We start from the raw sequence: 22,414 nt of genomic DNA, 5'->3' as shown, positions 1-22,414 counted from the left end.
TCTCGCGCAACACAGGGCGAACGCGCTGTTTCAGGGGCGCGGCCCACGTTCAATAAGGGACACTTTTGGATACGCTTCTGCAGTTCGTCAATCTTGTCTTGCACATCGACAAGTTTCTCGGTGTCTTCATCCAGCAATACGGCGGCTGGGTCTACGCGGTGCTGTTCCTGATCGTGTTCTGCGAAACCGGGCTCGTGGTGCTGCCATTCCTGCCAGGCGACTCGCTGCTCTTCATCGGCGGCGCGTTTGCCGCCACGCATGAAATGAATCTCGGCCTGCTGATCGTACTGCTGCTCGTGGCGGCGGTTCTCGGCAATACGGTCAACTATCTGATTGGGCGCGCCATCGGGCCGAAGGTGTTCAACACGCACATTCCCGTGCTCGAACGCTTCCTCGATCGCGCCGCGCTGCAGAAAACGCACGAATTCTACGAGCGGCACGGCGGCAAGACGATCGTGCTCGCGCGCTTCATTCCTGTCGTGCGTACGTTCGCGCCGTTCGTGGCGGGCGTCTCGCAAATGAGCATGCGACGTTTTCAATTCTTCACCATCACGGGCGCGCTGTTCTGGGTGTTGCTGCTCGTGCTGCTCGGCTACTTCTTCGGCAACATTCCGTTCATTCGCCAGTATCTCAACGTGATCGTGCTGGTCGGCATTGGTGCTGCGATCGTGCCGATCCTGATTGGCGGCGTGTGGAAGATGCTGCGCAAGGACTCGCGCGCCGCCGCCGTGCGCAAGCCCAACGGCGGTTGAGCACGCGTCACCTCTACGACGCAACGCAATAAAAAACGGCATCGCCTGTGAAGGCGATGCCGTTTTGCTTTGGCGAGCGCGTCGAGTCAGGCGCGCTATGAGCCCACGCGGCGAATGATCGAGGGCGTTTCGGGCGTCGGGTAGCCCGCGTCCTTGAAGGTCTCGACAATCGCGCGGTTGGTGTCGAAGTAGACCTGCCAGTAGGTGTCGTTGTTCGTGTAGGGCCGCACGGCCAGCAACGGGCCTTCGGGCGTGAACGAGAGGATCTCGACGTCGGGCGCCGGTTCCTGCGAAACGTTCGGAATTTTCGCGATGGCCGCGCGCAGGCGGTTGGCGGCATCGACGGGATCGACACCATTGGCGATCTTCGCGGTCAGTTCGACGCGGCGCACGGGTGTCGCGCTGTAGTTCGAGATGGTGTCCGAGAAGATCTTGTTGTTGCCGACGATGTTGACCACGTTGTCCGGCGAGATGATGGTCGTACCGAAGATGCCGAGTTCCTTCACGGTGCCCGTCACGCCCCCGGCCGTCACGAAGTCGCCCACCTTGAACGGCCGCAGCACCTGCATGAACACGCCCGCAGCGAAATGCGCGAGCAGGCCGCCCCACGCCGTGCCGATGGCGAGGCCAAGACCGGCGAGGAGCGCCGCGAACGAGGTGGTCTGCACGCCGAACACCTGGAGGATCGCGAGGATCAGCATCAGGTTCAGGACGGCGGCGAGTATCGAGCCCAGGTAATGCGCGAGCGTCGGATCGACACGCTCGTTGCGCGAGAGCACCTTGCGCAGCAAACCGGCGACGAGATTGATGGCCCAGCGTCCGATGATCCATAGGACGATCGCCGCGAGGACCTTGGTCCCGAAGTCGATGCCCCGGGTCATGATGAATACGCGGATGGTTTCGAGATCCAAAATGCCCTCGCTTGTGCCGTGGAATTGCCGTTGATCGAGCCGGAAAAGACGTGCAACAGACATTGGCGGGGACTGCGGCGCGCGTTGTGGCTGGCGTCGTCTGTCCCTCGGAGCATTTATATGCGAACTGGAAAAAGCGCGCATCCAACGTGCCCAGCGGCCTCCGTGTTGACCCGGCGCACGGCGTGCGAAGCGCGCGTTCGATTGATGCGGCATGCATGGCTGTTCGGCTGTATCGTTGCGCGATCGACACTGACACCAACCGACACTTATCGACACGAAAAAGGAGGCCCGCCGTGAACCTTCAGAACACCGATCTTCATCTCATCACCGTAAAGCTCGACGAGCTTCGCCCCACGCAGATCACGGTGGGCTTTCGGGAGGTCAACGCCAAGCGCGCGCACTGGCAAACACTCGACAAGAAAGGCCGCACGGCGGCAATCGACTCGCACTGGTTTCCCGCCGTGCTCGGGCCGAAGGCGCGCTACTACGTGGTCGATCACCACCACCTTGGCCGCGCGTGGCTCGAAGAATCGGTGGAGAGCGTGCGGGTGACCGTGCTCAAGGATCTCTCGTGGCTCGAGCCCACCATCTTCTGGCGCATGATGGAGCACAACCAGTGGGTGCATCCGTTCGATGCGGCAGGCGAGCGCTGCGAATTCGACCAGCTGCCGAAGCAGCTTCTCGGGCTTGCGGACGATCCGTATCGCAGCCTCGCGGGCGAGTTGCGCACGTCGGGCGGCTACGCAAAGGACACCACGCCGTTCAGCGAATTCCTGTGGGCCGACTATCTGCGTCGTAAGGTATCCGAAACGCGCTTGCGCAAAGACTTCGACGCGGCGCTCACCGATGCGCTTTCGCACGCACACGACCCCGAGGCGCGTTATTTGCCGGGCTGGTCGGGGGTGGTGCCAGCCGCGGCGGCTGGCGTGCCGGCGGCCGCGCCTGGCAAGGCGGCCAAGGCTCCCAAGGTCAAGAAGAGCTGAAGCGGGCGTCGTGCCTTACATCGGCAGCGTCGATTTGCTGTAGGGAGACGTTTCGATTTCCTGCGCGCCAGCCGGTCCATCGCGCGCCTCGCGTGAATCCTGCCGGCGCGCGTGCCGCGCGATCAGCAGCGCCATCAACGCGGCGAGCGCGTAGGCGAAGGCGCGCTCGGGGAAGGTCTCGCTCGGTTTGTGCGCCTGCCACGGCCCACCGGCGTTGGCGAACACGAGGAAGGTGACTGCCGTGTCGAACGCGAGTGCAATCGCCATCAAGCCGACGAAGATGCGCGTGCCATTGATCGTGAGGTCGGGCCGCGCGCAGACAATGAGCCAGCAGCCCACGCGCACGGCGAAGAGCAAGGCGAGATTCCAGAGTAGAAAGCAGATGAAGTTGACCATGATGCGAAGTGACCGGGCGCGTGACGCAAAGCTCGCGCTGGGTGTTCGTGGCTCGCGGCGGTGCGCATGCCCACGCTCCCGGCGAGCGGTGGCGCGATCCTGGCACGGAGGTCCATCTCGATAAATGCGGGCGGACGAAGGTCGGTGCGCGCGGTCAGCGCCCGTCGCCGTGCGAGCCCGGCGCGACGCGGCTCGCGCGGGTTTGTGAAGCATTGTCAGGCGTGCGCGGGGTTGCGTTCGTGCAACTCGCAGGCGCATCGCTGACGCGCCATCGAGCCGGCGCTGGCCCGCTTACGGCCTTCAGCGCGCGTCCGGCAGCGGCGCTTGCGGCGGCGTGCCTTGCGTCAGGTAGTGGCAGAGCCACTCGCTGGCAGGGCCGCGCGCAGCGTCGGTGCGATGGATCAGCGAGATGTTGTAGCTCACCGAGCGCCGGTCCGCGAGCGCGACGCGCACGAGCCGCCCGGCTTCGAGATCGGCTTCCACGAGATGCTTCGGCATCGACCCCCAGCCCAAGCCCGCGAGCAGTAGCCGGTGCTTGGCGCCGAGATCGCCGAGCTTCCACGCGCGATTGCTGTATACGCCGAAGTTCTGGCCTTCGGTCAGGCGGCTGCGGTCGGTGAGGACCAGCTGCGTGTGCTCGCGCGCGTCCGATATGCGCACGGGATGCTCCGCCTTGGCGAGCGGATGGCAGGGGGCGGCCACGAGCACGAGTTCCACGGTGCCGATGGACTGTGCCTCGATCACATGCGGCCAGTTATGGTTCGGCCCGCTGATGCCCACCGCGCAATCGCCGTCGAGCACGAGCTTGAGCACTCCGCCAAGCGCTTCCATGGTCAGATTCAGGGCGACGGTGGGAAACGTGAACGCGAACGCCTGCAGCGCCTCGACGAGCCGCTGCGACGGAAACATCACGTCGACGGCCAGCGAAACCTCGCCTTCCAGCCCCCTCTGCAGACCGGCCGCCTTGGCGTTAAGCTGACCCATGAGCAGATCGAGGCGGCGCGCGTCGGCGAGGATCGCGCGGCCCGCGGCCGTGAGTTCCGGCTTGCGCTTGCCGCGCTCGAACAGCGCGACGCCCAGCAGCGCCTCGAGATTGGCGATCGTATAGCTGACCACCGACTGGGCGCGGTCGAGCTGGCGCGCCGCCGCCGAGAAGCTGCCGGTTTCGGCGACGGCGATCAGCGCGCGCAGCTGTTCGAGGCTAGGGGAGCGGTCCGAGGTGCGGTCCACGAGGTGCAGTCCTTTTCGATCTATCGAAAAAGTGGATGATAACCATCCATTTTAGACGATTGTTTGAATAGGTTTGGCCGGGTAAAGTGCACACCTCGAATATTGGAGTCGTGCCGATGAAGCCTTCCGTCAAGCCCCCCGGGCGCTATAACGGCGTTGCCATGCTGCTGCACTGGCTGATCGCCGCGTTGATCGTCTGGGGCTTTGCGCTCGGCTGGGTCATGACCGACATTCCCGGCATTACGCCCACCAAGCTGCGCTACTTTTCGTGGCACAAATGGATTGGCGTGACCGTGCTCGCGCTCGTGCTCGTGCGCATTCTCTGGCGCGTCACGCACGCCGCGCCCGCGCTGCCCGCCTCCATGCATGGTTGGGAAAGGCTCGCCGCGCACTTGGGCCACACCGCGCTCTACGTGCTGATGGTTGCGATTCCGGTGACGGGTTACCTGTACAGTTCGGCGGCCGGCATTCAGGTCGTGTACCTCGGCATCTGGCCGCTGCCCGTGCTGATCGGCCCCGACACCGCGCTCAAAGGCGTGCTGCGCGTCGTGCACATCGCGCTGAACTACACCTTGCTCACCGTGGTCGTGCTGCACGTGCTCGCCGTCATCAAGCACCAGTTGATCGATCGCCAGAACATTCTCGCGCGCATGCTGCCGTTCGGCGCGCCGCGCGACTGACTTTGCGGCGCGCACGCGCCGTATCCATTTCACGATGCTTACCACCTTGGACCGACTGCCCATGATCCAGCGTCTTGCCCATACCGCTTCTGTCGTCGCGCTCGGCGCGGCGCTCGCCGCCGGCGCGGCCTTTGCCACGACTTTCGCCACGAACGCCAACGCCGCGGCCGAAGCGGCGAAGAACTCCGTGACCGCCGTGTTCAAGCAGATGAACGTACCTGTCGAAGGGCGCTTCAATCACTTCACAGCCGACGTGCGCTTCGATCCGGCGAACGTCGCGGCATCGAGCGCGAAGCTCGACGTCGAGGTGGCGAGCTTCGACATCGGCGCGCCGGAATACAACACGGAGGTCGCCGGCGACGAGTGGTTCGACGCCTCGCATTTCCCGCATGCGACCTTCGTCTCCACGCAAATCAAGCCGGGCGCGAACGGCGCGTTCACGGTGGCCGGCAAGCTGACCATCAAGGGCAAGACGACCGACGTCGTCGTGCCGGTGCAATACCGCAAGGACGGCACCAACCAGGTGTTCGACGGCACGCTGCCCATCAAGCGTCTCGCGTACGGCATTGGCTCGGGCGAGTGGAAGGACACGTCGATCGTCGCCGACGACGTGCAGATCAAGTTTCACATCGTGTCCGCCGCGCACTGACGCGCGACCGGCATCACTTTTTCACCCAGTTTCTTTCGCACCAGGAATCGATTCATGAAGACCACGATTTTCGCCGCGGCCGTTGCCGCCTCGCTCGCCGCCTTCGTCGCCACGCCCGCGCTCGCGGCCGCTACGACCTACAACCTCGACCCGATGCATACGTATCCGAGCTTCGAAGCCGATCACTTCGGCGGCGTCTCGGTGTGGCGCGGCAAGTTCACGAAAAGCTCGGGCACCGTCACGCTCGACCGCGAGACGAAGACGGGTACGGTGGACGTGACGATTGACGCGTCGTCGATCGACACGGGCAACTCGAAGCTCGACAAGCATGTGAGCTCGGCCGAATTCCTCGACACCGCGAAGTACCCGACGGCCACCTACAAGGGCACGTCGATCCGCTTCGACGGCGACAAGCCCGTGGAAGTGATCGGCACGTTCACGCTGCATGGCGTGACGAAGCCGCTGAACCTGAAGATCGACTCGTTCAAGTGCTTCCAGAACCCGATGCTCAAGCGTGAAGTGTGCGGCGCGGACGCGTCGGCGCAATTCGACCGTGCGGACTACGGCGTGAACTGGGGGCAGTCGTATGGCTTCAAGACGGCTACGACGCTGCAGATCCAGGTGGAAGGCGTCAAGGCAGACTGAGTTTGAGCGCGGCATGGGCCGCGCCGCGCTCGATGCGAAGCCCGTGCGCCGTTTGGCGCGCGGGCTTTTTTGTTGCTGGCGAGCGATAAGGAGGACGAAGCGTCGTCAGTGGATCGGCGACGTTGCGTGCGTGCTGCGCGGCGACAGCGCGACATCGACGACGTGCGAATGCCAGATACCGCAGGTGGCTTTCACGGGAACCCAGGCGTACTTGCCGCGTACCTTGGCGAAGGCGTGCAGGTGGATCAACGTGTCGATGGATGTGACAGGCGTGAGCGCGTCGCTTGCGGCGGGCACGGGCGTGGCATTGATGGGCGCGGGCTGCTCGATTTTCGCCGAGAGCGCGCGGCGGTCGGGCACGAGCAGCGAATCGTAGCGCTGCGCCTTGTGCACCCACTGGTCGAGCGCGGCAACGCAATTGACGACGGCGTCTGGCACGCGAATGCGGCGCAGGTATTCGTAGTCTTCGGGTTGCGGTTGGATTTGCGCCTGAACGCGCAGACTGAGCCAGAAAAGCGCGAGCAGAGCGCAGGCAAGGGTCGTGAACTTCATGGTGACGTGGCCTGTGCGGCGGGGATGGGACGGCGGGGGAGGAGGGAGTATATATGCTCGACGCACGCTCGCGTGCCGAGCTTTGCAGGACCGGTTGTGGGCGAGGCGCCGTACGCTGCAAAGCAAAAAGCCCAGTCCGGAGACTGGGCTTTTCGTTTGATTCTTTGGTAGGCCGTACGGGATTCGAACCTGTGACCAACGGATTAAAAGTCCGCTGCTCTACCAGCTGAGCTAACGACCCAAAAGAGAAGCGGGATTATAGCGGTGTAAGGCCTATGCGTCAACCTTTGCCGCCAAAAAACCGGTGGAATAGCCCGGGGCACGCTGTGCTCCGGGCTTTCCTTGTACGCGAGAGGCGCATGTCGCGGCGCTGGAAATACACCAGCGCCACATCACGCCAAAACCAGCCAGCAGCGCTTATTTGAGCTGTGAAAGCTTGCTCTGCGCCGTCTGGGCGACATCCGAGTTGCCGTATTGCGAAACGACCTGCTCGAGCGTGCGTTTGGCCGCAGCCTTTTGCCCCTGCTCGATCTGATTGTTCGCAATGGCCAGCAGCGCCTCGGGGGCGCGCGGATGCTGCGGGTACTTGTTGACGACGTTCTGCCACGTCGCGGTCGACCCCTTGTAGTCCTTCAGCGCATAGAGCGCGTTGCCGAGCCAGTACTGCGCGGTCGGCTGATAAGGACTCTGCGGGAACTTCGCGATGAAGCTGCGGAACGATGTCGCCGCGTTCTTGAAGTCGCCGTTGCGAAACTGCTGCGAAGCGGCGTTGAACGCGTCCATCTCACCCGGCTGAACCGTGCCTTGCATGCCATCCACGGTCTCCTGCTGCGGCTCGAACTTCTTGAGTCGCGTGTCGAGATCCGTGTAGTAGTCCTTCTGTTGCTTCTGCAGGGTTGCCAACTGATTCGCCATGTCCTCGTTCTGTCCGCGCAACGTGGCGACCTGCTGGTTGAGCTGGTCGAGCCGGTTGGACTGATCGAGAATCGTGCGCTGAGCGGCGGACAGCTGGCTAGACAGGCTGTCCGTTTTCGCGCGCAGGTCGAGAATCGCCTGGCGCGCCTGATCGTCATCGAAGATGCCCGCGTGTGCCGGCAGTGCCGCAAAGGCGACGCCAGCCACGCAGGCGGCTGCGGCTGCGCGCAGCGGGGAGAAACGGTGCGACATACGCCCCTTCATCCAATGCTCAATTACTGTTGATACACGAGGTCAGCACGGCGGTTCTGCGCCCACGATGCTTCGTCGTGGCCCGTTGCGACCGGCTTTTCCTTACCGAGGCTGACAGCTTCCATTTGCGAATCGGGCACGCCCATCAGCGAGAGGGCGCGACGGACCGATTCAGCACGCTTCTGACCCAGCGCCAGGTTGTACTCGCTCGTGCCGCGCTCGTCGGTGTTGCCCTGGATCAGGACATGACGTTCCGGGTGCGTCTTGAGGTACTGTGCGTGAGCTTGCAGCAGCGACTGGTAGTCGTCCTTGACGGCGTAGCTGTCGAAATCGAAGTACACGCTGCGTTTGGCGAGCGGGCTGTTCGGGTTGTTCAGCTCATCGACGTTCACCTGGGCGACCGCGTTCGGGTTCGGCTGGGTGTTCATCGCGCCGGCGTTCGGGTTCGTTTCCTTGACACCCGACTTGCACGCTGCCAGCGCACCGATCATCAAAACGGCCAAGGCCAGGCGTACTTTCTTCGACATCATTTTTGCTCTCCTGAAGTGTTATTGCATGAAAGGACCCCAGGACGGCTCGCGTACGCTGCCGCCCTGAACGGACAGGATTTGCCGCGTACGACCGTCGGTCGATACAGCAGCCAGCACGCCACGGCCGTTCACCTGTGTGGCGTAAAGAATGTACTGACCGTTCGCCGCGAAGCTGGGCGATTCGTCATGTGTCGTGTCAGTGAGCGCCGTGGCGACACCGGACTGCAGATCTTGAATGTACAGCTTAAATCCGCCGCCCGTGCGTGAGATGTACGCCAGTTGCTTGCCGTCCGGGCTGACCTTCGGGCTCGTATTGTAGTTGCCGGTGAACGTCACACGCTGTGCCGCTCCGGCGCTTTCGCCCTGGGCCGGCATCTTGTAAATCTGAGGCTGGCCGCCGCGGTCGCTCGTGAAGAAAATCCAGCGTCCGTCAGGAGAGTAGTTGGGTTCGGTGTCGATCGTCGTGCCTTGCGTGAGGCGGTGCAGGCCGGAGCCGTCGGCATTGACGGCGAAGATCTGCGTGTTGCCCGTGCGCGACAGTGCTACCGCGAGCGTGCGGCCATCGGGCGACCAGGACGGTGCCGAATTGTTGCCCTTCTGGTCCGAAATGATCACGCGGCGACCCGTAGGCAGGTCATGCACGTAGACGATCGGCTTCTTCTTTTCGAAAGATACGTAAGCGACCTTGGTGCCGTCGGGCGACCAGGCCGGCGAGATGATCGGTTCTGGGCTCGAGAGCGCGATGTGCGCGTCTTGTCCATCGGAGTCCGAAACCTGCAACTGGAAGCGGCCGCCAGTCTTGATCACGTACGAAAGACGCGTGGCGAACACGCCGCGGTCGCCGAGCAGCTTCTGATAGATGTAGTCCGCAACCTTGTGCGCGCTCATGCGCAGGCCGCTTGCCGGGCTCGTGAGCACGAGGCCGCCGAGGCTTTCGCCCTTCACGGTGTCGTAGAGCTTGAAGCGCACTTCGTACTGGCCGTTGGCGAGCTTGTTCACGCTGCCCGCAACGAACGCATTGGCGCCCTTGGCCTTCCAGCTGCCGAGGTCGACGGAGTCGTTTTCCGAGATCGGTGCGCCGCCGGCGTCGATGTTGGTGAATTTCCCGCTGCGTTGCAGGTCTGCGCGCACGATGGCCGCGACCTGCTCGGGCGAATTCGCTTCACCGGCAAAGTTAGCCGTGGCGATGGGGAACTGAGTGGAGCCCACGCCGGTGACGAGGACGTTGAGTTGTGCGTTCGCCGCGCCGCCCGCCGTGATCAGGCAGGACGCGACGAGGGTTCGCAGGCCAAGCTTCGTCATCAATGTCATGCTGTGATATTTCCTGAAAAAAGCAATTTTGTCATAACGCGCAACAGCAGACTGACCCGAAAACGTTCGAATCGTTCCTTGATCCGCCACTGTCGCGCGCCGGCTTTCCTCAACCTTTCTGTGTCTTGCGCTCGCCATTAGCCTGCCGGGCGCAAGGTGATCTTGAAGCTCGAGGGCGCCTTGCCGTCGGTATCGACTGGCATCGGATCCGAGCGCTGGACCGCGCGCAACGCGGCGTCGTCCCACGACGCGTTGCCGCTGGAGCGCGAGATCGTCGCCGAAAGCAGCGTGCCAGTCGGCGAGCATCGCACCGCGATCTCCGTTTCGAGACCCGACGTTTCACCCGCCCACACGATGTTCGGGCGCACGCGGCGGCGCACCTTGTCCGCATAGCCCGGCGACGTCGCATTGCCGCCCGAACCGCTACCCGTGCCGCTCTTCGCGAGACCATTGCCGCTCGTGCCTTCGCCACCGCCCATCGAGCCTTGCATCTGCGCGATGCGGGCGCGGCGGTCTGCGTCGAGCTTCTTCGCCTGGGCGTCGGCCTGAGCCTTCGCCTTGGCGGTCTTCTCGGCGTCGGCCTTCTTCTGCGCGTCGAGCTTCGCCTGCTTCTGCTGCTCTTCTTCCTGCTGCTGCTTCTTGAGCGCGTCCTGCTGCTGTTGCTGCTTCTGCTTCTCAGCCGCCGCCTGTTGCTGCTCCTGTTGCTGCTCCTGCTGCTGCTTAAGCTTCTGCGCCTTTTGCTGCGCAGCCTGCTGGGCCGCGAGTTCCTGCTGGCGTTTCGCGTCGGCTTCCTGCTGTGCTTTCAGACGCTGCTGCTCGGCCAGTTGCGCCTCGCGCTGCGCTTCCTGCTGCTTACGCTTTTGCTGTTGCAGCGCGATGTCGGCTTCCTCGGTTTGCGGCGGCGGCGGGGCAGGGGCAACCGGTGCGGGCGGCGGCAGCGGTTTCGGTGCCGACAGGTCCGGCACTTCGGTCCACAGTTCCGCCTCTTCACCCGCCGGCGTGCTGTTCTGCCAGTGGATGCCGTGATAGAGGAACAGACCGAGCAGCACGTGCATGATCACCGCGAGAGCGATAGCACGTCCCGTGCCACGCTCGCGCGGAGGCTGCAGCGGATACGAATCGTTCTTCCGGGTCATTGCGATTTGACGAGCAGTCCGACACGTTTGACGCCATGCGACTTCAGGTCGGACATCACGTTCATCACCGTCTCGTATTTGACGGACTTGTCGGCGGCGATCACGACGGGCTGGTCGGGATGGCTCTGCTCGCGATCGGCGACGAAGCCGTTGAGATCGGCGCGCGTCATGGTTTCCTGCTGCGTGGCGCCGGAGTCATCCTTGTAGCGTACGCTCAGATTGCCGTCGGGGCGAATATTGACCACGACGGGTGGCACCTGCTGCTGCTGCGACGCGCCACCGACGGTCGGCAGATTGACGATGGACGGCGCCACGAGCGGCGCGGTCACCATGAAGATCACGAGCAACACCAGCATCACGTCGATGTACGGCACGACGTTGATGTCGGCCATTGCACGGCGCGAGCGGTTGCCTCGCATGCTCGAACGCATTGAGCCTGCCATCTTCGACTCCTTTGAAGATTAGTGGGCCTGACGCTGCAGGATGTTCGAAAACTCTTCGATGAAGGTTTCGAAGCGGATCGCCAGACGGTCGATGTCGTGTGCGTAGCTGTTGTACGCAACCACCGCCGGAATGGCGGCGAACAGACCGATCGCGGTCGCCGTCAGCGCTTCGGCAATGCCGGGCGCGACATTCGCGAGCGTGGCCTGCTGCACGTTCGCGAGGCCGCGGAACGCGTTCATGATCCCCCAGACCGTGCCGAAAAGACCGATGTACGGACTGACCGAGCCGACCGAAGCGAGGAACGAGAGATTCGCCTCGAGCGCGTCCATTTCGCGCTGGAAGGCGGCGCGCATCGCGCGGCGGGCGCCGTCGAGCACGAGGCTCGGATCGTTCAGGCGCTTCTCTTTCGCCTTCAGAAATTCGCGCATGCCCGACTCAAAGATACGCTCGAGCGCGCCGATCGTGTGACGGTTGTTGGCTGCGCTCTGATAGAGCGCCTGCAGGTCGCCGCCTGACCAGAAGTCGCGCTCGAAGCGCTCTGTCTGGGTCCGCGCCCGGCGGATCGCAAACCACTTGCGGAAGATGAAAGTCCAGGAAATCAGCGACATGAGCAGAAGAAGCCCCATCACCGCCTGTGCCAGTATGCTCGCATTAAGAACGAGAGAAATGATCGACAGATCTTGTGTAGTGTTCATATAGGTTCGTTGTGACGTCCCGAAAGGGGCGAGCGGCTGCAAGACAACGCAAGGCTTCCCGTAGGCGGTTGGGAAGCTGTCACGCCGTCGCGGCCGAACCCTGCTTGGTCCTGCATTGACCGGCGCGAGTTCACTGGCGTCGTATCAACGGTAATTACTGCACTGCCGTTGACACGGCGTACAGGTCTTTCTGGGGTCCACGTTGCAAGGCTTCATGAACGGGGGCCGGAATGGGCGCGGGCCGCATGGCTGTGCTGTCGACGCAGGCGACACGAATGGTGCCCGTGGCAAGCAGCGTGTCATCGCGCCACGCTTCCTGCAGGAAGTCGACCGAGGCGCGGCCAAGCTTCTCGACGCGGCTGACAGTCGTAACGACGTCGTCGAGGCGCGCGGGCGAGCGGTAGTCGAGCGCAGTGCTGCGCACGACGAAAAGCACGCCCGTTTCCTCGGCGAGACGACGCTGATCGACCCCGCACGCGCGCAGCCATTCGGTGCGCGCGCGTTCGAAGAACTTCAGGTAATTCGCGTAAAACACGATGCCACCGGCGTCGGTGTCCTCGTAGTAGACGCGTACCGGCCACGTAAAACCGCGCCCGGCCGGTGACGACGCCGCGTCCGGCTTGCTGGTGGAATTTTCCATGCCGCGCATTCTACCGGAACGCGCGGCCCCAACGTCTTTCGTACGACTGACGTAAGTATAAAATTTGTAAGGTAATTTTAGCCGCGATGGATGCTGAGACCGGCGAACGTCTGGGCAACGGGCATCAGTTCGATCGTGTTAATGTTGACGTGCGCGGGGCGCGTCGCGATCCAGTAGATCGAGTCGGCGATGTCCTCGGCCGTGAGCGGCTGCACGTCCTTGTAGACGTTGGCCGCCTTGGTGTCGTCGCCGCGAAAGCGCACGTTCGAGAACTCGGTGCCGCCGCACAGGCCCGGCTCGATGTCGGTCACGCGCAGCGCGGTGCCCGCGAGGTCCGCGCGCAGGTTCAGGCTGAACTGGCGCACGAAGGCCTTGGTCGCGCCGTAGACGTTGCCGCCCGGATACGGCCAACTGCCCGCCACCGAACCGAGGTTGAAGATGTGGCCGCGGTTGCGCGCGACCATGCCGGGCAGAAACGCGTGGGTGACCTGCACGAGGCCCGTGCAGTTGGTCTCGATCATGGTTTCCCACTCGTCGAGGTCGGCCTTCTGTGCCGGCTCCACGCCGAGCGCGAGGCCGGCGTTGTTGACCAGCACGTCGACGCCGGCGAACTCGGGCGGCAGCGCGCCGGGCGCGGCTTCGACCGCAGCGCGGTCGCGTACGTCGAGCTCGATGGGCAGGAGGGCGTCGCCGAGTTCCGCGGCGAGCGCGTCGAGACGGTCCTTGCGGCGGGCCGTGGCGACGACGCGATGTCCGCCCTTTACGAAGGCGCGCGCAATGGCGGCGCCGAATCCTGCGGATGCGCCGGTGACGAAAACGATCATGGTGGCTCCCTGGTCGGTAGAAGGCGAGGAAAGGGGAAAGCCTACTTCCAATGCCGCGTTGCGGCAAGGAAGGGACAGAACGCGCGCAGGCCCCCGCGCGGGCCGCATCAGCGGGGCCACCGTCCGTCGCGCCAGCAGGCGCGGGGCGCCCGAGCGCACGGGGCGCGGGCGGTTGCCTATTCCCTGCCGTTCCAATACACTAACGCGCTCAATCCCTGCGTGACTGGCGATAGGGTCCCGAAATAGCGGCGGTAGAGGCAGCGATCTGCCAGCTCTGAAGGACTCAAGGTGGAACGACCCACCGTGAAGCGCAGGGTGCCGTTTTGCCGTTCGCCTGGGCAGCCTGATTTCGCGCGCTTTCGTTAGCGCTGCGGGGGCTGTCCTGCCTCGCGTGTGCGGCACCTCCTTCCGCCACGTCAAGGCTGGCCTCTTCGCCAGCAGCGCCGCGTACCCGCTACGCGTTCCGCGCGAGACCCGGTCAACCTGAACACACTTAACGGAATCCGTATGTTTGACAGAGCCGAAAGCACCATCGCCAACGTCGATCCCGAACTCTTCAAGGCGATCGAACTCGAGAACCGCCGCCAGGAAGAGCATATCGAGCTCATCGCGTCGGAAAACTACACCTCGCCCGCGGTCATGGCCGCGCAGGGTTCGCAGCTCACCAACAAGTACGCCGAAGGCTACCCCGGTAAGCGCTATTACGGCGGCTGCGAATACGTGGATATCGTCGAGCAGCTCGCGATCGACCGCGTGAAGCAGCTGTTCGGCGCCGAAGCCGCGAACGTTCAGCCGAACTCGGGCTCGCAGGCCAACCAGGGCGTGTTCTTCGCCGTGCTCAAGCCGGGCGACACCATCATGGGCATGAGCCTCGCCGAAGGCGGCCACCTCACGCACGGCATGGCGCTGAACATGAGCGGCAAGTGGTTCAACGTCGTGAGCTACGGCCTCGACGCCAAGGAAGACATCGATTACGACGCGCTCGAAAAGCGCGCACACGAAACGAAGCCGAAGCTGATCATCGCTGGCGCGTCGGCATTCGCGCTGCGTATCGACTTCGAGCGCATCGCCAAGGTTGCCAAGGCGGTCGGCGCGTACTTCATGGTCGACATGGCGCACTATGCGGGCCTGATCGCCGCGGGCGTCTACCCGAACCCGGTGCCGCACGCCGACTTCGTCACCACGACCACCCACAAGAGCCTGCGCGGCCCGCGCGGTGGCGTGATCCTGATGAAGGCTGAGTTCGAGAAGCAGATCAACTCGGCCATTTTCCCGGGCATTCAGGGCGGTCCGCTCATGCACGTGATCGCCGGCAAGGCGGTGGCGTTCAAGGAAGCGCTCACGCCGGAATTCAAGACCTACCAGCAGCACGTGGTCGAGAACGCTCGCGTGCTGGCGGAAACGCTGGTCAAGCGCGGTCTGCGCATTGTTTCGGGCCGCACGGAAAGCCACGTGATGCTCGTGGACCTGCGCGCGAAGAACATCACCGGCAAGGCGGCTGAAGCCGTGCTGGGCGCAGCGCACATCACGGTGAACAAGAACGCGATCCCGAACGACCCGGAAAAGCCGTTCGTGACGAGCGGTATCCGCCTTGGTTCGCCCGCCATGACGACGCGCGGCTTTGGTGTGAAGGAAGCCGAGCAGGTGGGCAACCTGATTGCCGACGTGCTCGACAATCCGGAAGACGCCGCCACGATCGAGCGTGTCAAGGCGCAGGTCGCCGAGCTGACGAAGCGCTTCCCGGTTTACCGTTAAGCCACGCGATAGCCTATGCGCTGCCCCTTTTGCCGGCACGAAGACACGCAGGTCGTCGACTCGCGCGTGTCCGAAGATGGCGCCGCGATCCGGCGCCGCCGCCGCTGCCCGGCCTGCGACAAGCGTTTCACGACGTACGAGCGGGTCGAGCTGGCGATGCCGGCCATCGTCAAGAAGGACGGCAGCCGCACGGAATTCGACCGCCGCAAGATCGTCGCGAGCATGCAACTGGCGCTGCGCAAGCGCCCGGTTGCGGCCGATGCGATCGACGCGGCGGTTGCCCGTATCGAGTATCAACTGCTCGGCAGCGGCGAGCGCGAAGTGCGCAGCGAGCGCCTTGGCGAGCTCGTAATGGGCGAATTGCGCGAACTCGACAAGGTCGCGTTCGTACGGTTTGCTTCGGTGTACCGACGCTTCGAGGACGTCTCCGAATTCGAAGACGTGATCGAGGAATTCCGCCGTGCGGGTGCTGCCAACAACCCCACGAAAAAACGCTGAGCGCATTCGCACTTTTCTTCCCTCCTGCATTGCCGCTGCCGTAACGCTTGCATTCTCGCGAGCCGACGCTGCGCGCACCAGCTAGCCGTTCGGCTAATTGTTTCGCTTCTTGTTCGTCCGTAGATTGATGGCAATCCGCTCAAACTAAGGATTGCTGATGAAGCACGGAGGATTCACGCTCATTGAGACGATGGTCGTCATCGTCTTGCTGGCGATCTGCGCAACGGTTTCCACGCCCGTTTTCACCGCATGGCGCGTGCGCGATCAGGTTGACGCGCGCGCCAACGCAATGCTCGGCACGCTCGCCTACGCGCGCAACGAGGCAATACGGCGCAAGGCGCGCATTACCGTTTGCCGCGTCGATGCTGCGCGCAATTGCCTCGCGGTGGCCAAAGCGTGTCCGTCCGGTACTGCCGACTGGTCCTGCGGCTGGGCCGTCATGATCGAGCGCGCAGGCGCGTATATCCCTTTGCGCATCCAGCCGGCGCTCGACTCGATCACCGTGGCTTCGGGGCTCACCGCCATCACGTTTTCGCCGCCGGCGGGGCAGACCATTGGTAGCTTGCGCAACTTCGAGATCGCCCCGCGGACCACGTCGGCTGCACAACGCGGCGCGGGCTGGCGGCGCTGCATACGCATTGCGGCGGGAGGCCGGGCACGCGTCAGCGACGGCGCATGCACGGGGGCGTCATGAGCCGGGCGAGCAAGCGTGGCGTGCGCGGATCGACGCTGCTCGAAGTTGCCATCGCGCTTGGCGTCATGGCGATGTGCGGGCTCGGCCTGATGAGCACGCAGCTCGGGTTAGCCCGGCACGCGCAACTGGCCGCGGCGCGCGAGCGCGCAGCGTTTGCCGCTGACGCCATCGCCGAAGCCGCGCGCGTGGCAGGTGCAACGGGCGCCGCGACTGATCGATGGAAGGCGCTGTCGGCGAGCATCGTACCCGAAGGGCGACTGACTACGTCGAGTGCGGGCGGCGATGTCTCGATCGCGTCTGTGAGTTGGGCGGCTACACCGTTTGGCACAGCGCCAGGATCGGCGGCGGCCTCGCGGGTCGCGCCGTGTATCGACGCAACGGCGCCTGCTGGGCGCGCCTGCGTCGCCTTGGCATTTCTGCGATGAATAAGCGCTTCGCGCATGCATGCCAGCATGCAGGCCACACACTGCTCGAACTGACGATCGCCGTGGCGCTCGGCCTCGTGGTGACGCTTGGCGCACTCTCGGCCTACCGTACGCAGCGTCAGGCCTACGCGCAGGCGAGCGACACCGCGCGTATCCACGAAGCCGGCATGAATGCGTTGATGCTGATCGGCGAGCAGATCCAGATGGCCGGCTTTGTTGCCGCGGACGCGCGCTCGCTGCTTGCCGGCCCTGCAATTTTCGGCTGCGTAGGCGGGCGGCCGACCGGCGCCGATGCGGCGCTTGTCTGCGAGTCGCTGTCGAGCCGCTCCGACGGGGTGGCGGTGCGCTATCAAGGCGACGGTGTATCGACGTGGCCCGCCGCGAACGGCCAGGTCACCGACTGCCTCGGGCAGGCGGTTGGCGCGGCGGGCGTCGAAATCGTGAACCGCTATCACGCCAAGGTGAGCGGCTCGACCGGCGAGGCCGAGCTTTACTGCGAGGGCTCCGGCAAGGTCGGCACGGCGCAGCCGCTCGTCGAGGGCGTCGAGCGTTTGCGCTTGCGCTACTGGACGGCGGGCGCGGCGCAGGCGGTCGAGGCTTCGGCGCTCGCGCGCGATCAGTGGGCTGCGGTCGTCGCGGTCGATCTGTGCGTGCTGGTGCGCGGCGCGGCCCTTTCCCGGCGCGTGCGTTACGTCGATTGCGATGGTGTGCAGGCGGTCGGCGCGGATGGGCGAGCGCGACAAGCGTTCTGGCGGCACATCGCGCTGCGTGACGTTCTGCCGGCCGCGTCATGAGAACGAGCCTTCGTGTGAAGCGCCGCCCATGCGGCGCTTGTCGCGGCGTCGCGCTGCCGGTCGTGCTGCTCATCGTCGCGATGATGCTCGTGACTTCGGCGGCGTGGTTCGAGGCAGCGTTGCTGGCGCGGCGCAACGCAGATGCCGTCGCCGATCACCTGCAGTCCTTCCATGCCGCCGACGCCGCGCTCGTGCTGTGCTCGCGTGCGCTGACGAATGGCTCGCTGGCCGCGCCTGCGGACGCCGCACAGCCAGGCGAGCCGCAAGCCTGGCGGCGGCAGGACAGCTTCGAGCGGCAGGCCATCGTGCCCGTTGCCGCGTGGCCTGGGTCCGGGCGAGCGCCGCAATGCTTCGTCGAAGCCTGGCGCATCGAGCGCCGTCCGCTGGCGCGCGCGTATCTCGTCACGGCGCGAGGGTTTGGCGCATCCGAAGACACACAAAGCTGGTTGCAGAACCAGTTGGTCATCGAAACCGCGGGTGACGCGATGCTCGTCGAGCATCACTGGCGTCACGTCGTCGCGAGGCCGTTTTGACTAGCCAAGGGGAGGAAAGGGTGGAGAGCAATCGCTACAAGGCGTTCACACTGCTCGAACTGGTCATCGCGCTGGCGGTGGCTGCGATCGTCGCGGCCTTCGCATTGCCGGGATGGAGCGCGCAGATCGCGCGGGGACATCGCATCGACGCCATCGCCGCGCTCTATCGAGCCGCGCAACTCGTCGATACGCAGAGCGCGTCGTTGGCGTCTTTGCCCGCGGGATTCGACCAGGCGCCGCCGACGGGAACGCCCGTCTACCGCTTGCGCCTGATGCCCGCCGACGAGTCCAACGGCGGCTACGCCATCGCGGCCGACCCTGTGGAAACCGGGCCGATGCGTGGCGACGATTGCGGCGCTTTCGTACTCGACGCAACCGGCGCGCGCAGCAACCGCGATGCAGGCGGCGGCGCTGTCGCGGCTGCTATACAAACGTGCTGGAGAGACCGGTGAATGTCCGGGAGCCGCGAAACGGCCGGCGATCAGCCGGTGAGGTCGTCTTCGTCGGACCTGTCGCGGGCGCTCGGGTTCGGGGAGGCGCCGCGCTGGCGCCGCACCTGTTGCCACACGCGATACGCCTCCCACGCCGTAAAGGCGAGGCCGCCCCACTTGATGATGGGGCGCGCAACGGAAACGATGCTTGTGCGCAGCGGTTTCGCCACGATGAGCGAGACGAGCGAACTGACCAGCGGATATTCCTTGAGCAGGCTGCCGAGGCCGGAAGCCACGCCGCCGCCAGAGCCAGAGCCAGAGCGACCGAATCCGGGCACCACGAAGCGCAACCAGCTGAAGTTCGTGACCGTCGAGCGGATGTCCACGAGCGCTTCGGCCATTTCGGCGCGCTCGATGCTCGCTCGCACGAGCAGCAGTTCCTTGCGCAGCGCGCGCAGTTGTGGCGTCGAGAGGTCGTGAGCACGGCCGCGGCGGGGGCGAAAAGCGGTGTCCGGTCGGGATTGATTCATGGCGTCGGCTCGCGGCTAGGGGTTGCGCAGGGCATCTCGGTCTTTCTCGAATTCCTCGAGCGTTGCCTGGAATACGAGTGGCGCGGTGTGCAGGCCGCGGCGCGCCTTCAGGCCGCAGAAAATCGCCGCGATCGCATAGACGATCGTGAGACCGGCGAGCGCCTCCCAGCGGTACGAGTCCCAGAAGGTGATGGCAACGAGCGCCGTGAGCGCGATCAGCGCAAGCATCGCGAACATCATCCCCGCGAGGCCAAGGAAGAGCACGCCGATGAGGCGGTCCTTCTCCTCGGCGAGTTCGATGCCGATCAATTCTAGCCGCGTCTGTAGCATCGCGGACGCGGAGCCGAGCAGTCGGCGCAACGGCCCGTGTTCGTGTCGCTGCGAGTGGGTGTCTGTCGTCATGGCGATGGCAGGTGGCGCAGGCGTGTGCCCGGGCAATGCGCAGGAAAAAACGCAAGAGAAAACGGCGGGCGGGATCGCCCGGCGAGATCAAGCGGCGCGGCGGCGCGCGCCGGTGAAAAGCCGTCAGGCACCCGCCGCCAGCCGGCTGTTCGACCGCGTCACGCGAGCGGTCCTGAGACCGCTCGCGTGGCGCGGGGAGAGCCGCTTATTTGCGGTTGATCAGCAGACCGACCAGCACTCCCACGCCGGCGGCGATGCCGATCGACGCCCACGGGTGCTCGTGGACGTAGTCGTCGGTGGCGCGCGCCGCTTTCTTGCCTTTCTCGACCACGACTACCTGGACGTCGGCGGCCTTCTCTTTTGCCTGCTTCAGACGCGAGAGTGCCGTTTCGCGCAGTTCCGAAGCGCGCTCGCCCGTAGCGCTCGCAGCCTGCTTGAGCAGGTCCTCTGCATCCGCGAGGACGGTTTTGATATCGGACATCAGCCTCTCCTTGTTGACTTCTGACATTGACTGGCTCCCATCGTGTCACATCACGCGTGAATCGTAACAAAGATACGGGCGCTGGCAAGCGTGACGCGCCGCCATGACCTCGAAATTCGCACGATCCGTTCCCGCAAATGCATATGGACGGGGTTTGGGATTGCGCGCGCAACAGATGCGCCGGTGAGAGTCATTGATTTGATCCGGCACCTAAAGTTTCCCTCAACCGGTTCAAAATTACAAAAACGCATACCGGTGTGAGGCGATGTTCGTTCGCGGGGGGCAACCAGGGCCGGTATGCTCGAGTGTTGTAAACGTCCACTGGATCGACGGCCGCGCGCGCCGTTTCGATCGAACTCCGTTCACCTCGTTCAAAGGAACCACACCATGAGTCTACGTCTTGGCGATATCGCGCCCGACTTCGAGCAGGATTCGAGCGTTGGCCGCATCAAGTTTCACGAGTGGCTCGGCAATAGCTGGGGCGTGCTGTTTTCGCACCCGGCCGACTTCACACCGGTCTGCACGACCGAGCTTGGCCTGACCGCCAAACTCAAGGACGAATTCGAGAAGCGCAACGTGAAGACGATCGCGCTTTCGGTGGATAACGCCCAGTCGCACAACGAGTGGATCAAGGACATCAACGAGACGCAGGCGGCGAACGTCGGTTTCCCGATTCTCGCAGACGGCGACCGCAAGGTGTCTACGCTCTACGACATGATCCATCCGAACGCGAACGAGACGCTCACGGTTCGCTCGCTCTTCGTGATCGACCCGAACAAGAAGGTGCGCCTCATCATCACCTATCCGGCGAGTACGGGCCGCAACTTCGACGAAGTGCTGCGCGTGATCGACTCGCTGCAGCTCACCGACAACTATCAGGTCGCGACGCCCGGCAACTGGAAGCAGGGCGACGACGTCGTGATCGTCCCGTCGCTGAAGGACGAAGAAGTCATCAAGCAGAAGTTCCCGAAGGGCTACAAGGCGCTGCGTCCGTATCTGCGCATGACGCCGCAGCCGAACAAGTAAGCCATTCGGCCAACGCGAAAACAAAAACGCCGCACGAAACACATCGTGCGGCGTTTTTTTATGGGTGGTGATGCAGAGCGGGGCGGCGATCAGAAGAACGCCTGGATACCCGTCTGTGCGCGGCCGAGGATCAGCGCGTGAATATCGTGCGTGCCTTCGTACGTGTTCACCACTTCGAGGTTCACGAGGTGACGCGCCACGCCGAACTCGTCGGAGATGCCGTTACCACCAAGCATGTCGCGGGCGAGACGCGCGATATCGAGCGACTTGCCGCACGAATTGCGCTTCATGATCGACGTGATCTCGACCGCCGCCGTGCCTTCGTCCTTCATGCGGCCGAGGCGCAGGCAACCCTGCAGGCCGAGCGTGATTTCGGTTTGCATATCGGCGAGCTTCTTCTGGATCAGCTGGTTCGCCGCGAGCGGGCGGCCGAACTGCTTGCGGTCGAGCACGTACTGGCGCGCCGTGTGCCAGCACGATTCCGCAGCGCCAAGCGCGCCCCAGGCGATGCCATAGCGCGCCGAATTCAGGCAGGTGAACGGACCGCGCAGGCCCTTCACGCCCGGCATGAGGTTCTCTTCCGGCACGAACACTTCGTCGAGCACGATTTCGCCGGTGATCGAGGCGCGCAGGCCCACCTTGCCGTGGATCACAGGCGCCGAGAGACCCTTCCAGCCTTTCTCCAGAATGAACCCGCGAATGTCGTCCTTGCCGTCTTCCTCGAGCTTCGCCCAGACGACGAACACGTCGGCGATTGGCGAGTTCGTGATCCACATCTTCGCGCCCGAGAGCGAGTAGCCGCCGTTCACCTTCTTCGCGCGCGTGACCATGCTGCCCGGGTCCGAGCCGTGGTTCGGCTCCGTGAGACCGAAGCAGCCGATCCACTCGCCGCTCGCGAGCTTGGGCAGGTACTTCTGCTTTTGCGCTTCCGAGCCGAATTCGAAGATCGGCACCATCACGAGCGACGACTGCACCGACATCATCGAGCGATAGCCCGAGTCGACACGCTCCACTTCGCGCGCGATCAGACCATAGGCCACATAGTTGAGACCGGGGCCGCCGTATTGCTCGGGAATCGTCGGGCCGAGCAGGCCGACTTCGCCCATCTCGCGGAAGATCGAGGCGTCCGTTTTCTCGTGGCGGAACGCTTCCAGCACGCGCGGCGCGAGCTTGTCCTGGGCGTACGCGGCGGCGGCGTCGCGCACCATGCGCTCCTCTTCGGTGAGCTGCTGGTCGAGCAGAAGCGGGTCTTCCCAATGGAACTGGGCGTGTGCGGCCATGGTGTCTCTCCTTTCCT

Annotated in this window: 28 protein-coding genes, 1 tRNA gene, 1 pseudogene and 1 riboswitch; of the genes and pseudogenes, 13 read left to right on the top strand and 17 right to left on the bottom strand. The window is 64.3% G+C overall.

The features are described 5' to 3' along the window. Positions 1 to 65: 65 nt before the first annotated feature. On the top strand, positions 66 to 752 hold the full coding sequence (locus tag L0U83_RS11265) for a DedA family protein (RefSeq protein ID WP_233882703.1): 687 nt from the start codon (positions 66 to 68) through the stop codon (positions 750 to 752). A gap of 95 nt (positions 753 to 847) precedes the next feature. On the opposite strand, the gene L0U83_RS11260 is transcribed toward L0U83_RS11265, so the two are convergent. After that, positions 848 to 1,663, bottom strand: a complete 816-nt coding sequence (locus L0U83_RS11260; protein WP_233883869.1) for a mechanosensitive ion channel family protein — start codon at positions 1,661 to 1,663, stop codon at positions 848 to 850. 296 nt (positions 1,664 to 1,959) lie between these two features. Between L0U83_RS11260 and L0U83_RS11255 the strand changes: the two are divergent. Then, positions 1,960 to 2,580 (top strand): annotated as a pseudogene (locus L0U83_RS11255) (ParB-like protein); the annotation flags it as partial. A gap of 84 nt (positions 2,581 to 2,664) precedes the next feature. Here L0U83_RS11255 and L0U83_RS11250 read toward each other — a convergent pair. Further along, positions 2,665 to 3,045, bottom strand: a complete 381-nt coding sequence (locus L0U83_RS11250; RefSeq protein ID WP_233882702.1) for a hypothetical protein — start codon at positions 3,043 to 3,045, stop codon at positions 2,665 to 2,667. Between the two features lie 300 nt (positions 3,046 to 3,345). Continuing rightward, positions 3,346 to 4,275: a LysR family transcriptional regulator gene (locus L0U83_RS11245; RefSeq protein ID WP_158758521.1), complete on the bottom strand. Its 930-nt coding sequence runs from the start codon at positions 4,273 to 4,275 to the stop codon at positions 3,346 to 3,348. A 116-nt stretch (positions 4,276 to 4,391) separates the two neighbouring features. On the opposite strand from L0U83_RS11245, the gene L0U83_RS11240 reads away from it, so the two are divergent. From L0U83_RS11240 to L0U83_RS11230, 3 genes are all read left to right on the top strand, one after another. After that, on the top strand, positions 4,392 to 4,955 hold the full coding sequence (locus L0U83_RS11240) for a cytochrome b (protein ID WP_233882700.1): 564 nt from the start codon (positions 4,392 to 4,394) through the stop codon (positions 4,953 to 4,955). 61 nt (positions 4,956 to 5,016) lie between these two features. Further along, positions 5,017 to 5,604 (top strand): YceI family protein, encoded by a 588-nt coding sequence (locus L0U83_RS11235; RefSeq protein ID WP_233882698.1) that lies wholly within the window; start codon positions 5,017 to 5,019, stop codon positions 5,602 to 5,604. A 54-nt stretch (positions 5,605 to 5,658) separates the two neighbouring features. Further along, on the top strand, positions 5,659 to 6,249 hold the full coding sequence (locus tag L0U83_RS11230) for a YceI family protein (protein WP_233882696.1): 591 nt from the start codon (positions 5,659 to 5,661) through the stop codon (positions 6,247 to 6,249). Between the two features lie 105 nt (positions 6,250 to 6,354). On the opposite strand, the gene L0U83_RS11225 is transcribed toward L0U83_RS11230, so the two are convergent. The 10 genes from L0U83_RS11225 to ydfG form a co-directional block, all read right to left on the bottom strand. Further along, positions 6,355 to 6,801 (bottom strand): BspC domain-containing protein, encoded by a 447-nt coding sequence (locus tag L0U83_RS11225; RefSeq protein ID WP_233882695.1) that lies wholly within the window; start codon positions 6,799 to 6,801, stop codon positions 6,355 to 6,357. Positions 6,802 to 6,966: 165 nt separating this feature from the next. Then, positions 6,967 to 7,042: transfer RNA gene (locus L0U83_RS11220), tRNA-Lys, on the bottom strand. A gap of 176 nt (positions 7,043 to 7,218) precedes the next feature. Continuing rightward, positions 7,219 to 7,968: a tol-pal system protein YbgF gene (gene ybgF, locus L0U83_RS11215; protein WP_233882693.1), complete on the bottom strand. Its 750-nt coding sequence runs from the start codon at positions 7,966 to 7,968 to the stop codon at positions 7,219 to 7,221. 23 nt (positions 7,969 to 7,991) lie between these two features. Then, positions 7,992 to 8,498, bottom strand: a complete 507-nt coding sequence (pal, locus tag L0U83_RS11210) for a peptidoglycan-associated lipoprotein Pal (RefSeq protein ID WP_233882691.1) — start codon at positions 8,496 to 8,498, stop codon at positions 7,992 to 7,994. 18 nt (positions 8,499 to 8,516) lie between these two features. Beyond that, positions 8,517 to 9,809 carry a Tol-Pal system beta propeller repeat protein TolB gene (gene tolB / locus L0U83_RS11205; RefSeq protein WP_233882689.1) on the bottom strand — a complete coding sequence of 431 codons (1,293 nt, stop codon included), beginning with the start codon at positions 9,807 to 9,809 and terminating at the stop codon, positions 8,517 to 8,519. 137 nt (positions 9,810 to 9,946) lie between these two features. Next, complete coding sequence (gene tolA / locus L0U83_RS11200) at positions 9,947 to 10,945, bottom strand: cell envelope integrity protein TolA (RefSeq protein ID WP_233882687.1); 999 nt, start codon at positions 10,943 to 10,945, stop codon at positions 9,947 to 9,949. After that, on the bottom strand, positions 10,942 to 11,388 hold the full coding sequence (tolR, locus tag L0U83_RS11195) for a protein TolR (RefSeq protein ID WP_233882685.1): 447 nt from the start codon (positions 11,386 to 11,388) through the stop codon (positions 10,942 to 10,944). The genes tolA and tolR overlap by 4 nt, the downstream gene beginning before the upstream one ends. A gap of 18 nt (positions 11,389 to 11,406) precedes the next feature. Beyond that, a complete protein-coding gene (gene tolQ / locus L0U83_RS11190; protein ID WP_233882683.1) occupies positions 11,407 to 12,084 on the bottom strand; it encodes a protein TolQ in 678 nt (225 codons plus the stop codon). Positions 12,085 to 12,238: 154 nt separating this feature from the next. Next, positions 12,239 to 12,733 carry a tol-pal system-associated acyl-CoA thioesterase gene (gene ybgC, locus L0U83_RS11185; protein ID WP_233882681.1) on the bottom strand — a complete coding sequence of 165 codons (495 nt, stop codon included), beginning with the start codon at positions 12,731 to 12,733 and terminating at the stop codon, positions 12,239 to 12,241. 68 nt (positions 12,734 to 12,801) lie between these two features. After that, the gene (gene ydfG, locus L0U83_RS11180; RefSeq protein WP_233882679.1) at positions 12,802 to 13,548 is read right to left on the bottom strand and encodes a bifunctional NADP-dependent 3-hydroxy acid dehydrogenase/3-hydroxypropionate dehydrogenase YdfG; all 747 of its coding nucleotides are present in this window, start codon (positions 13,546 to 13,548) and stop codon (positions 12,802 to 12,804) included. A 209-nt stretch (positions 13,549 to 13,757) separates the two neighbouring features. After that, positions 13,758 to 13,895, top strand: a riboswitch (ZMP/ZTP riboswitch). Between the two features lie 160 nt (positions 13,896 to 14,055). On the opposite strand from ydfG, the gene glyA reads away from it, so the two are divergent. The 7 genes from glyA (at position 14,056) to L0U83_RS11145 (ending at position 18,699) form a co-directional block, all read left to right on the top strand. Continuing rightward, on the top strand, positions 14,056 to 15,303 hold the full coding sequence (gene glyA, locus L0U83_RS11175) for a serine hydroxymethyltransferase (protein ID WP_233882678.1): 1,248 nt from the start codon (positions 14,056 to 14,058) through the stop codon (positions 15,301 to 15,303). Positions 15,304 to 15,318: 15 nt separating this feature from the next. Then, positions 15,319 to 15,801, top strand: a complete 483-nt coding sequence (gene nrdR / locus L0U83_RS11170; RefSeq protein WP_158758509.1) for a transcriptional regulator NrdR — start codon at positions 15,319 to 15,321, stop codon at positions 15,799 to 15,801. Positions 15,802 to 15,958: 157 nt separating this feature from the next. Beyond that, positions 15,959 to 16,495 (top strand): GspH/FimT family pseudopilin, encoded by a 537-nt coding sequence (locus tag L0U83_RS11165; protein WP_233882676.1) that lies wholly within the window; start codon positions 15,959 to 15,961, stop codon positions 16,493 to 16,495. Beyond that, positions 16,492 to 16,920: a hypothetical protein gene (locus tag L0U83_RS11160; RefSeq protein WP_233882674.1), complete on the top strand. Its 429-nt coding sequence runs from the start codon at positions 16,492 to 16,494 to the stop codon at positions 16,918 to 16,920. Before L0U83_RS11165 ends, L0U83_RS11160 begins: the two co-directional genes overlap by 4 nt. Then, a complete protein-coding gene (locus L0U83_RS11155) occupies positions 16,917 to 17,714 on the top strand; it encodes a PilW family protein (protein WP_233882673.1) in 798 nt (265 codons plus the stop codon). The genes L0U83_RS11160 and L0U83_RS11155 overlap by 4 nt, the downstream gene beginning before the upstream one ends. A 14-nt stretch (positions 17,715 to 17,728) precedes the next feature. Beyond that, a complete protein-coding gene (locus L0U83_RS11150; protein ID WP_233882672.1) occupies positions 17,729 to 18,247 on the top strand; it encodes a pilus assembly PilX family protein in 519 nt (172 codons plus the stop codon). Positions 18,248 to 18,267: 20 nt separating this feature from the next. Next, on the top strand, positions 18,268 to 18,699 hold the full coding sequence (locus L0U83_RS11145; protein WP_233882671.1) for a type IV pilin protein: 432 nt from the start codon (positions 18,268 to 18,270) through the stop codon (positions 18,697 to 18,699). Between the two features lie 29 nt (positions 18,700 to 18,728). On the opposite strand, the gene L0U83_RS11140 is transcribed toward L0U83_RS11145, so the two are convergent. The 3 genes from L0U83_RS11140 to L0U83_RS11130 form a co-directional block, all read right to left on the bottom strand. Next, the gene (locus tag L0U83_RS11140) at positions 18,729 to 19,208 is read right to left on the bottom strand and encodes a DUF3318 domain-containing protein (RefSeq protein WP_233882669.1); all 480 of its coding nucleotides are present in this window, start codon (positions 19,206 to 19,208) and stop codon (positions 18,729 to 18,731) included. A 15-nt stretch (positions 19,209 to 19,223) separates the two neighbouring features. Beyond that, positions 19,224 to 19,610: a phage holin family protein gene (locus L0U83_RS11135; protein WP_233882668.1), complete on the bottom strand. Its 387-nt coding sequence runs from the start codon at positions 19,608 to 19,610 to the stop codon at positions 19,224 to 19,226. Between the two features lie 205 nt (positions 19,611 to 19,815). After that, positions 19,816 to 20,118: an ElaB/YgaM/YqjD family protein gene (locus tag L0U83_RS11130; protein ID WP_007584918.1), complete on the bottom strand. Its 303-nt coding sequence runs from the start codon at positions 20,116 to 20,118 to the stop codon at positions 19,816 to 19,818. 360 nt (positions 20,119 to 20,478) lie between these two features. Between L0U83_RS11130 and L0U83_RS11125 the strand changes: the two genes are divergently transcribed. Continuing rightward, positions 20,479 to 21,117 (top strand): peroxiredoxin, encoded by a 639-nt coding sequence (locus L0U83_RS11125; RefSeq protein WP_233882667.1) that lies wholly within the window; start codon positions 20,479 to 20,481, stop codon positions 21,115 to 21,117. Positions 21,118 to 21,206: 89 nt separating this feature from the next. Here the strand turns inward: L0U83_RS11125 and L0U83_RS11120 are convergent, their stop codons facing one another. Continuing rightward, positions 21,207 to 22,397 carry an acyl-CoA dehydrogenase gene (locus tag L0U83_RS11120; protein ID WP_233882666.1) on the bottom strand — a complete coding sequence of 397 codons (1,191 nt, stop codon included), beginning with the start codon at positions 22,395 to 22,397 and terminating at the stop codon, positions 21,207 to 21,209. Positions 22,398 to 22,414: the final 17 nt, after the last annotated feature.

It is taken from the genome of Paraburkholderia flagellata (genome assembly GCF_021390645.1).
Lineage (GTDB): Bacteria > Pseudomonadota > Gammaproteobacteria > Burkholderiales > Burkholderiaceae > Paraburkholderia > Paraburkholderia flagellata.
Note: the sequence above shows the minus strand (reverse complement) of the source record. Positions and strands in the feature narration are given on the sequence as shown.

Excerpts from the sequence above, each read along its gene's own strand:
- L0U83_RS11250 (WP_233882702.1), bottom strand. The coding sequence starts at position 3,045 with ATGGTCAACTTCATCTGCTTTCTACTCTGGAATCTCGCCTTGCTCTTC.
- L0U83_RS11225 (WP_233882695.1), bottom strand. The coding sequence starts at position 6,801 with ATGAAGTTCACGACCCTTGCCTGCGCTCTGCTCGCGCTTTTCTGGCTC.
- ybgC (WP_233882681.1), bottom strand. The coding sequence starts at position 12,733 with ATGCGCGGCATGGAAAATTCCACCAGCAAGCCGGACGCGGCGTCGTCA.
- nrdR (WP_158758509.1), top strand. The coding sequence starts at position 15,319 with ATGCGCTGCCCCTTTTGCCGGCACGAAGACACGCAGGTCGTCGACTCG.
- pal (WP_233882691.1), bottom strand. The coding sequence starts at position 8,498 with ATGATGTCGAAGAAAGTACGCCTGGCCTTGGCCGTTTTGATGATCGGT.
- L0U83_RS11130 (WP_007584918.1), bottom strand. The coding sequence starts at position 20,118 with ATGTCAGAAGTCAACAAGGAGAGGCTGATGTCCGATATCAAAACCGTC.
- L0U83_RS11135 (WP_233882668.1), bottom strand. The coding sequence starts at position 19,610 with ATGACGACAGACACCCACTCGCAGCGACACGAACACGGGCCGTTGCGC.
- L0U83_RS11235 (WP_233882698.1), top strand. The coding sequence starts at position 5,017 with ATGATCCAGCGTCTTGCCCATACCGCTTCTGTCGTCGCGCTCGGCGCG.
- L0U83_RS11155 (WP_233882673.1), top strand. The coding sequence starts at position 16,917 with ATGAATAAGCGCTTCGCGCATGCATGCCAGCATGCAGGCCACACACTG.
- ydfG (WP_233882679.1), bottom strand. The coding sequence starts at position 13,548 with ATGATCGTTTTCGTCACCGGCGCATCCGCAGGATTCGGCGCCGCCATT.
- L0U83_RS11240 (WP_233882700.1), top strand. The coding sequence starts at position 4,392 with ATGAAGCCTTCCGTCAAGCCCCCCGGGCGCTATAACGGCGTTGCCATG.
- tolQ (WP_233882683.1), bottom strand. The coding sequence starts at position 12,084 with ATGAACACTACACAAGATCTGTCGATCATTTCTCTCGTTCTTAATGCG.
- L0U83_RS11230 (WP_233882696.1), top strand. The coding sequence starts at position 5,659 with ATGAAGACCACGATTTTCGCCGCGGCCGTTGCCGCCTCGCTCGCCGCC.
- glyA (WP_233882678.1), top strand. The coding sequence starts at position 14,056 with ATGTTTGACAGAGCCGAAAGCACCATCGCCAACGTCGATCCCGAACTC.
- L0U83_RS11160 (WP_233882674.1), top strand. The coding sequence starts at position 16,492 with ATGAGCCGGGCGAGCAAGCGTGGCGTGCGCGGATCGACGCTGCTCGAA.
- L0U83_RS11125 (WP_233882667.1), top strand. The coding sequence starts at position 20,479 with ATGAGTCTACGTCTTGGCGATATCGCGCCCGACTTCGAGCAGGATTCG.
- tolB (WP_233882689.1), bottom strand. The coding sequence starts at position 9,809 with ATGACATTGATGACGAAGCTTGGCCTGCGAACCCTCGTCGCGTCCTGC.
- tolR (WP_233882685.1), bottom strand. The coding sequence starts at position 11,388 with ATGGCAGGCTCAATGCGTTCGAGCATGCGAGGCAACCGCTCGCGCCGT.
- ybgF (WP_233882693.1), bottom strand. The coding sequence starts at position 7,968 with ATGTCGCACCGTTTCTCCCCGCTGCGCGCAGCCGCAGCCGCCTGCGTG.
- L0U83_RS11140 (WP_233882669.1), bottom strand. The coding sequence starts at position 19,208 with ATGAATCAATCCCGACCGGACACCGCTTTTCGCCCCCGCCGCGGCCGT.
- L0U83_RS11120 (WP_233882666.1), bottom strand. The coding sequence starts at position 22,397 with ATGGCCGCACACGCCCAGTTCCATTGGGAAGACCCGCTTCTGCTCGAC.
- L0U83_RS11165 (WP_233882676.1), top strand. The coding sequence starts at position 15,959 with ATGAAGCACGGAGGATTCACGCTCATTGAGACGATGGTCGTCATCGTC.
- tolA (WP_233882687.1), bottom strand. The coding sequence starts at position 10,945 with ATGACCCGGAAGAACGATTCGTATCCGCTGCAGCCTCCGCGCGAGCGT.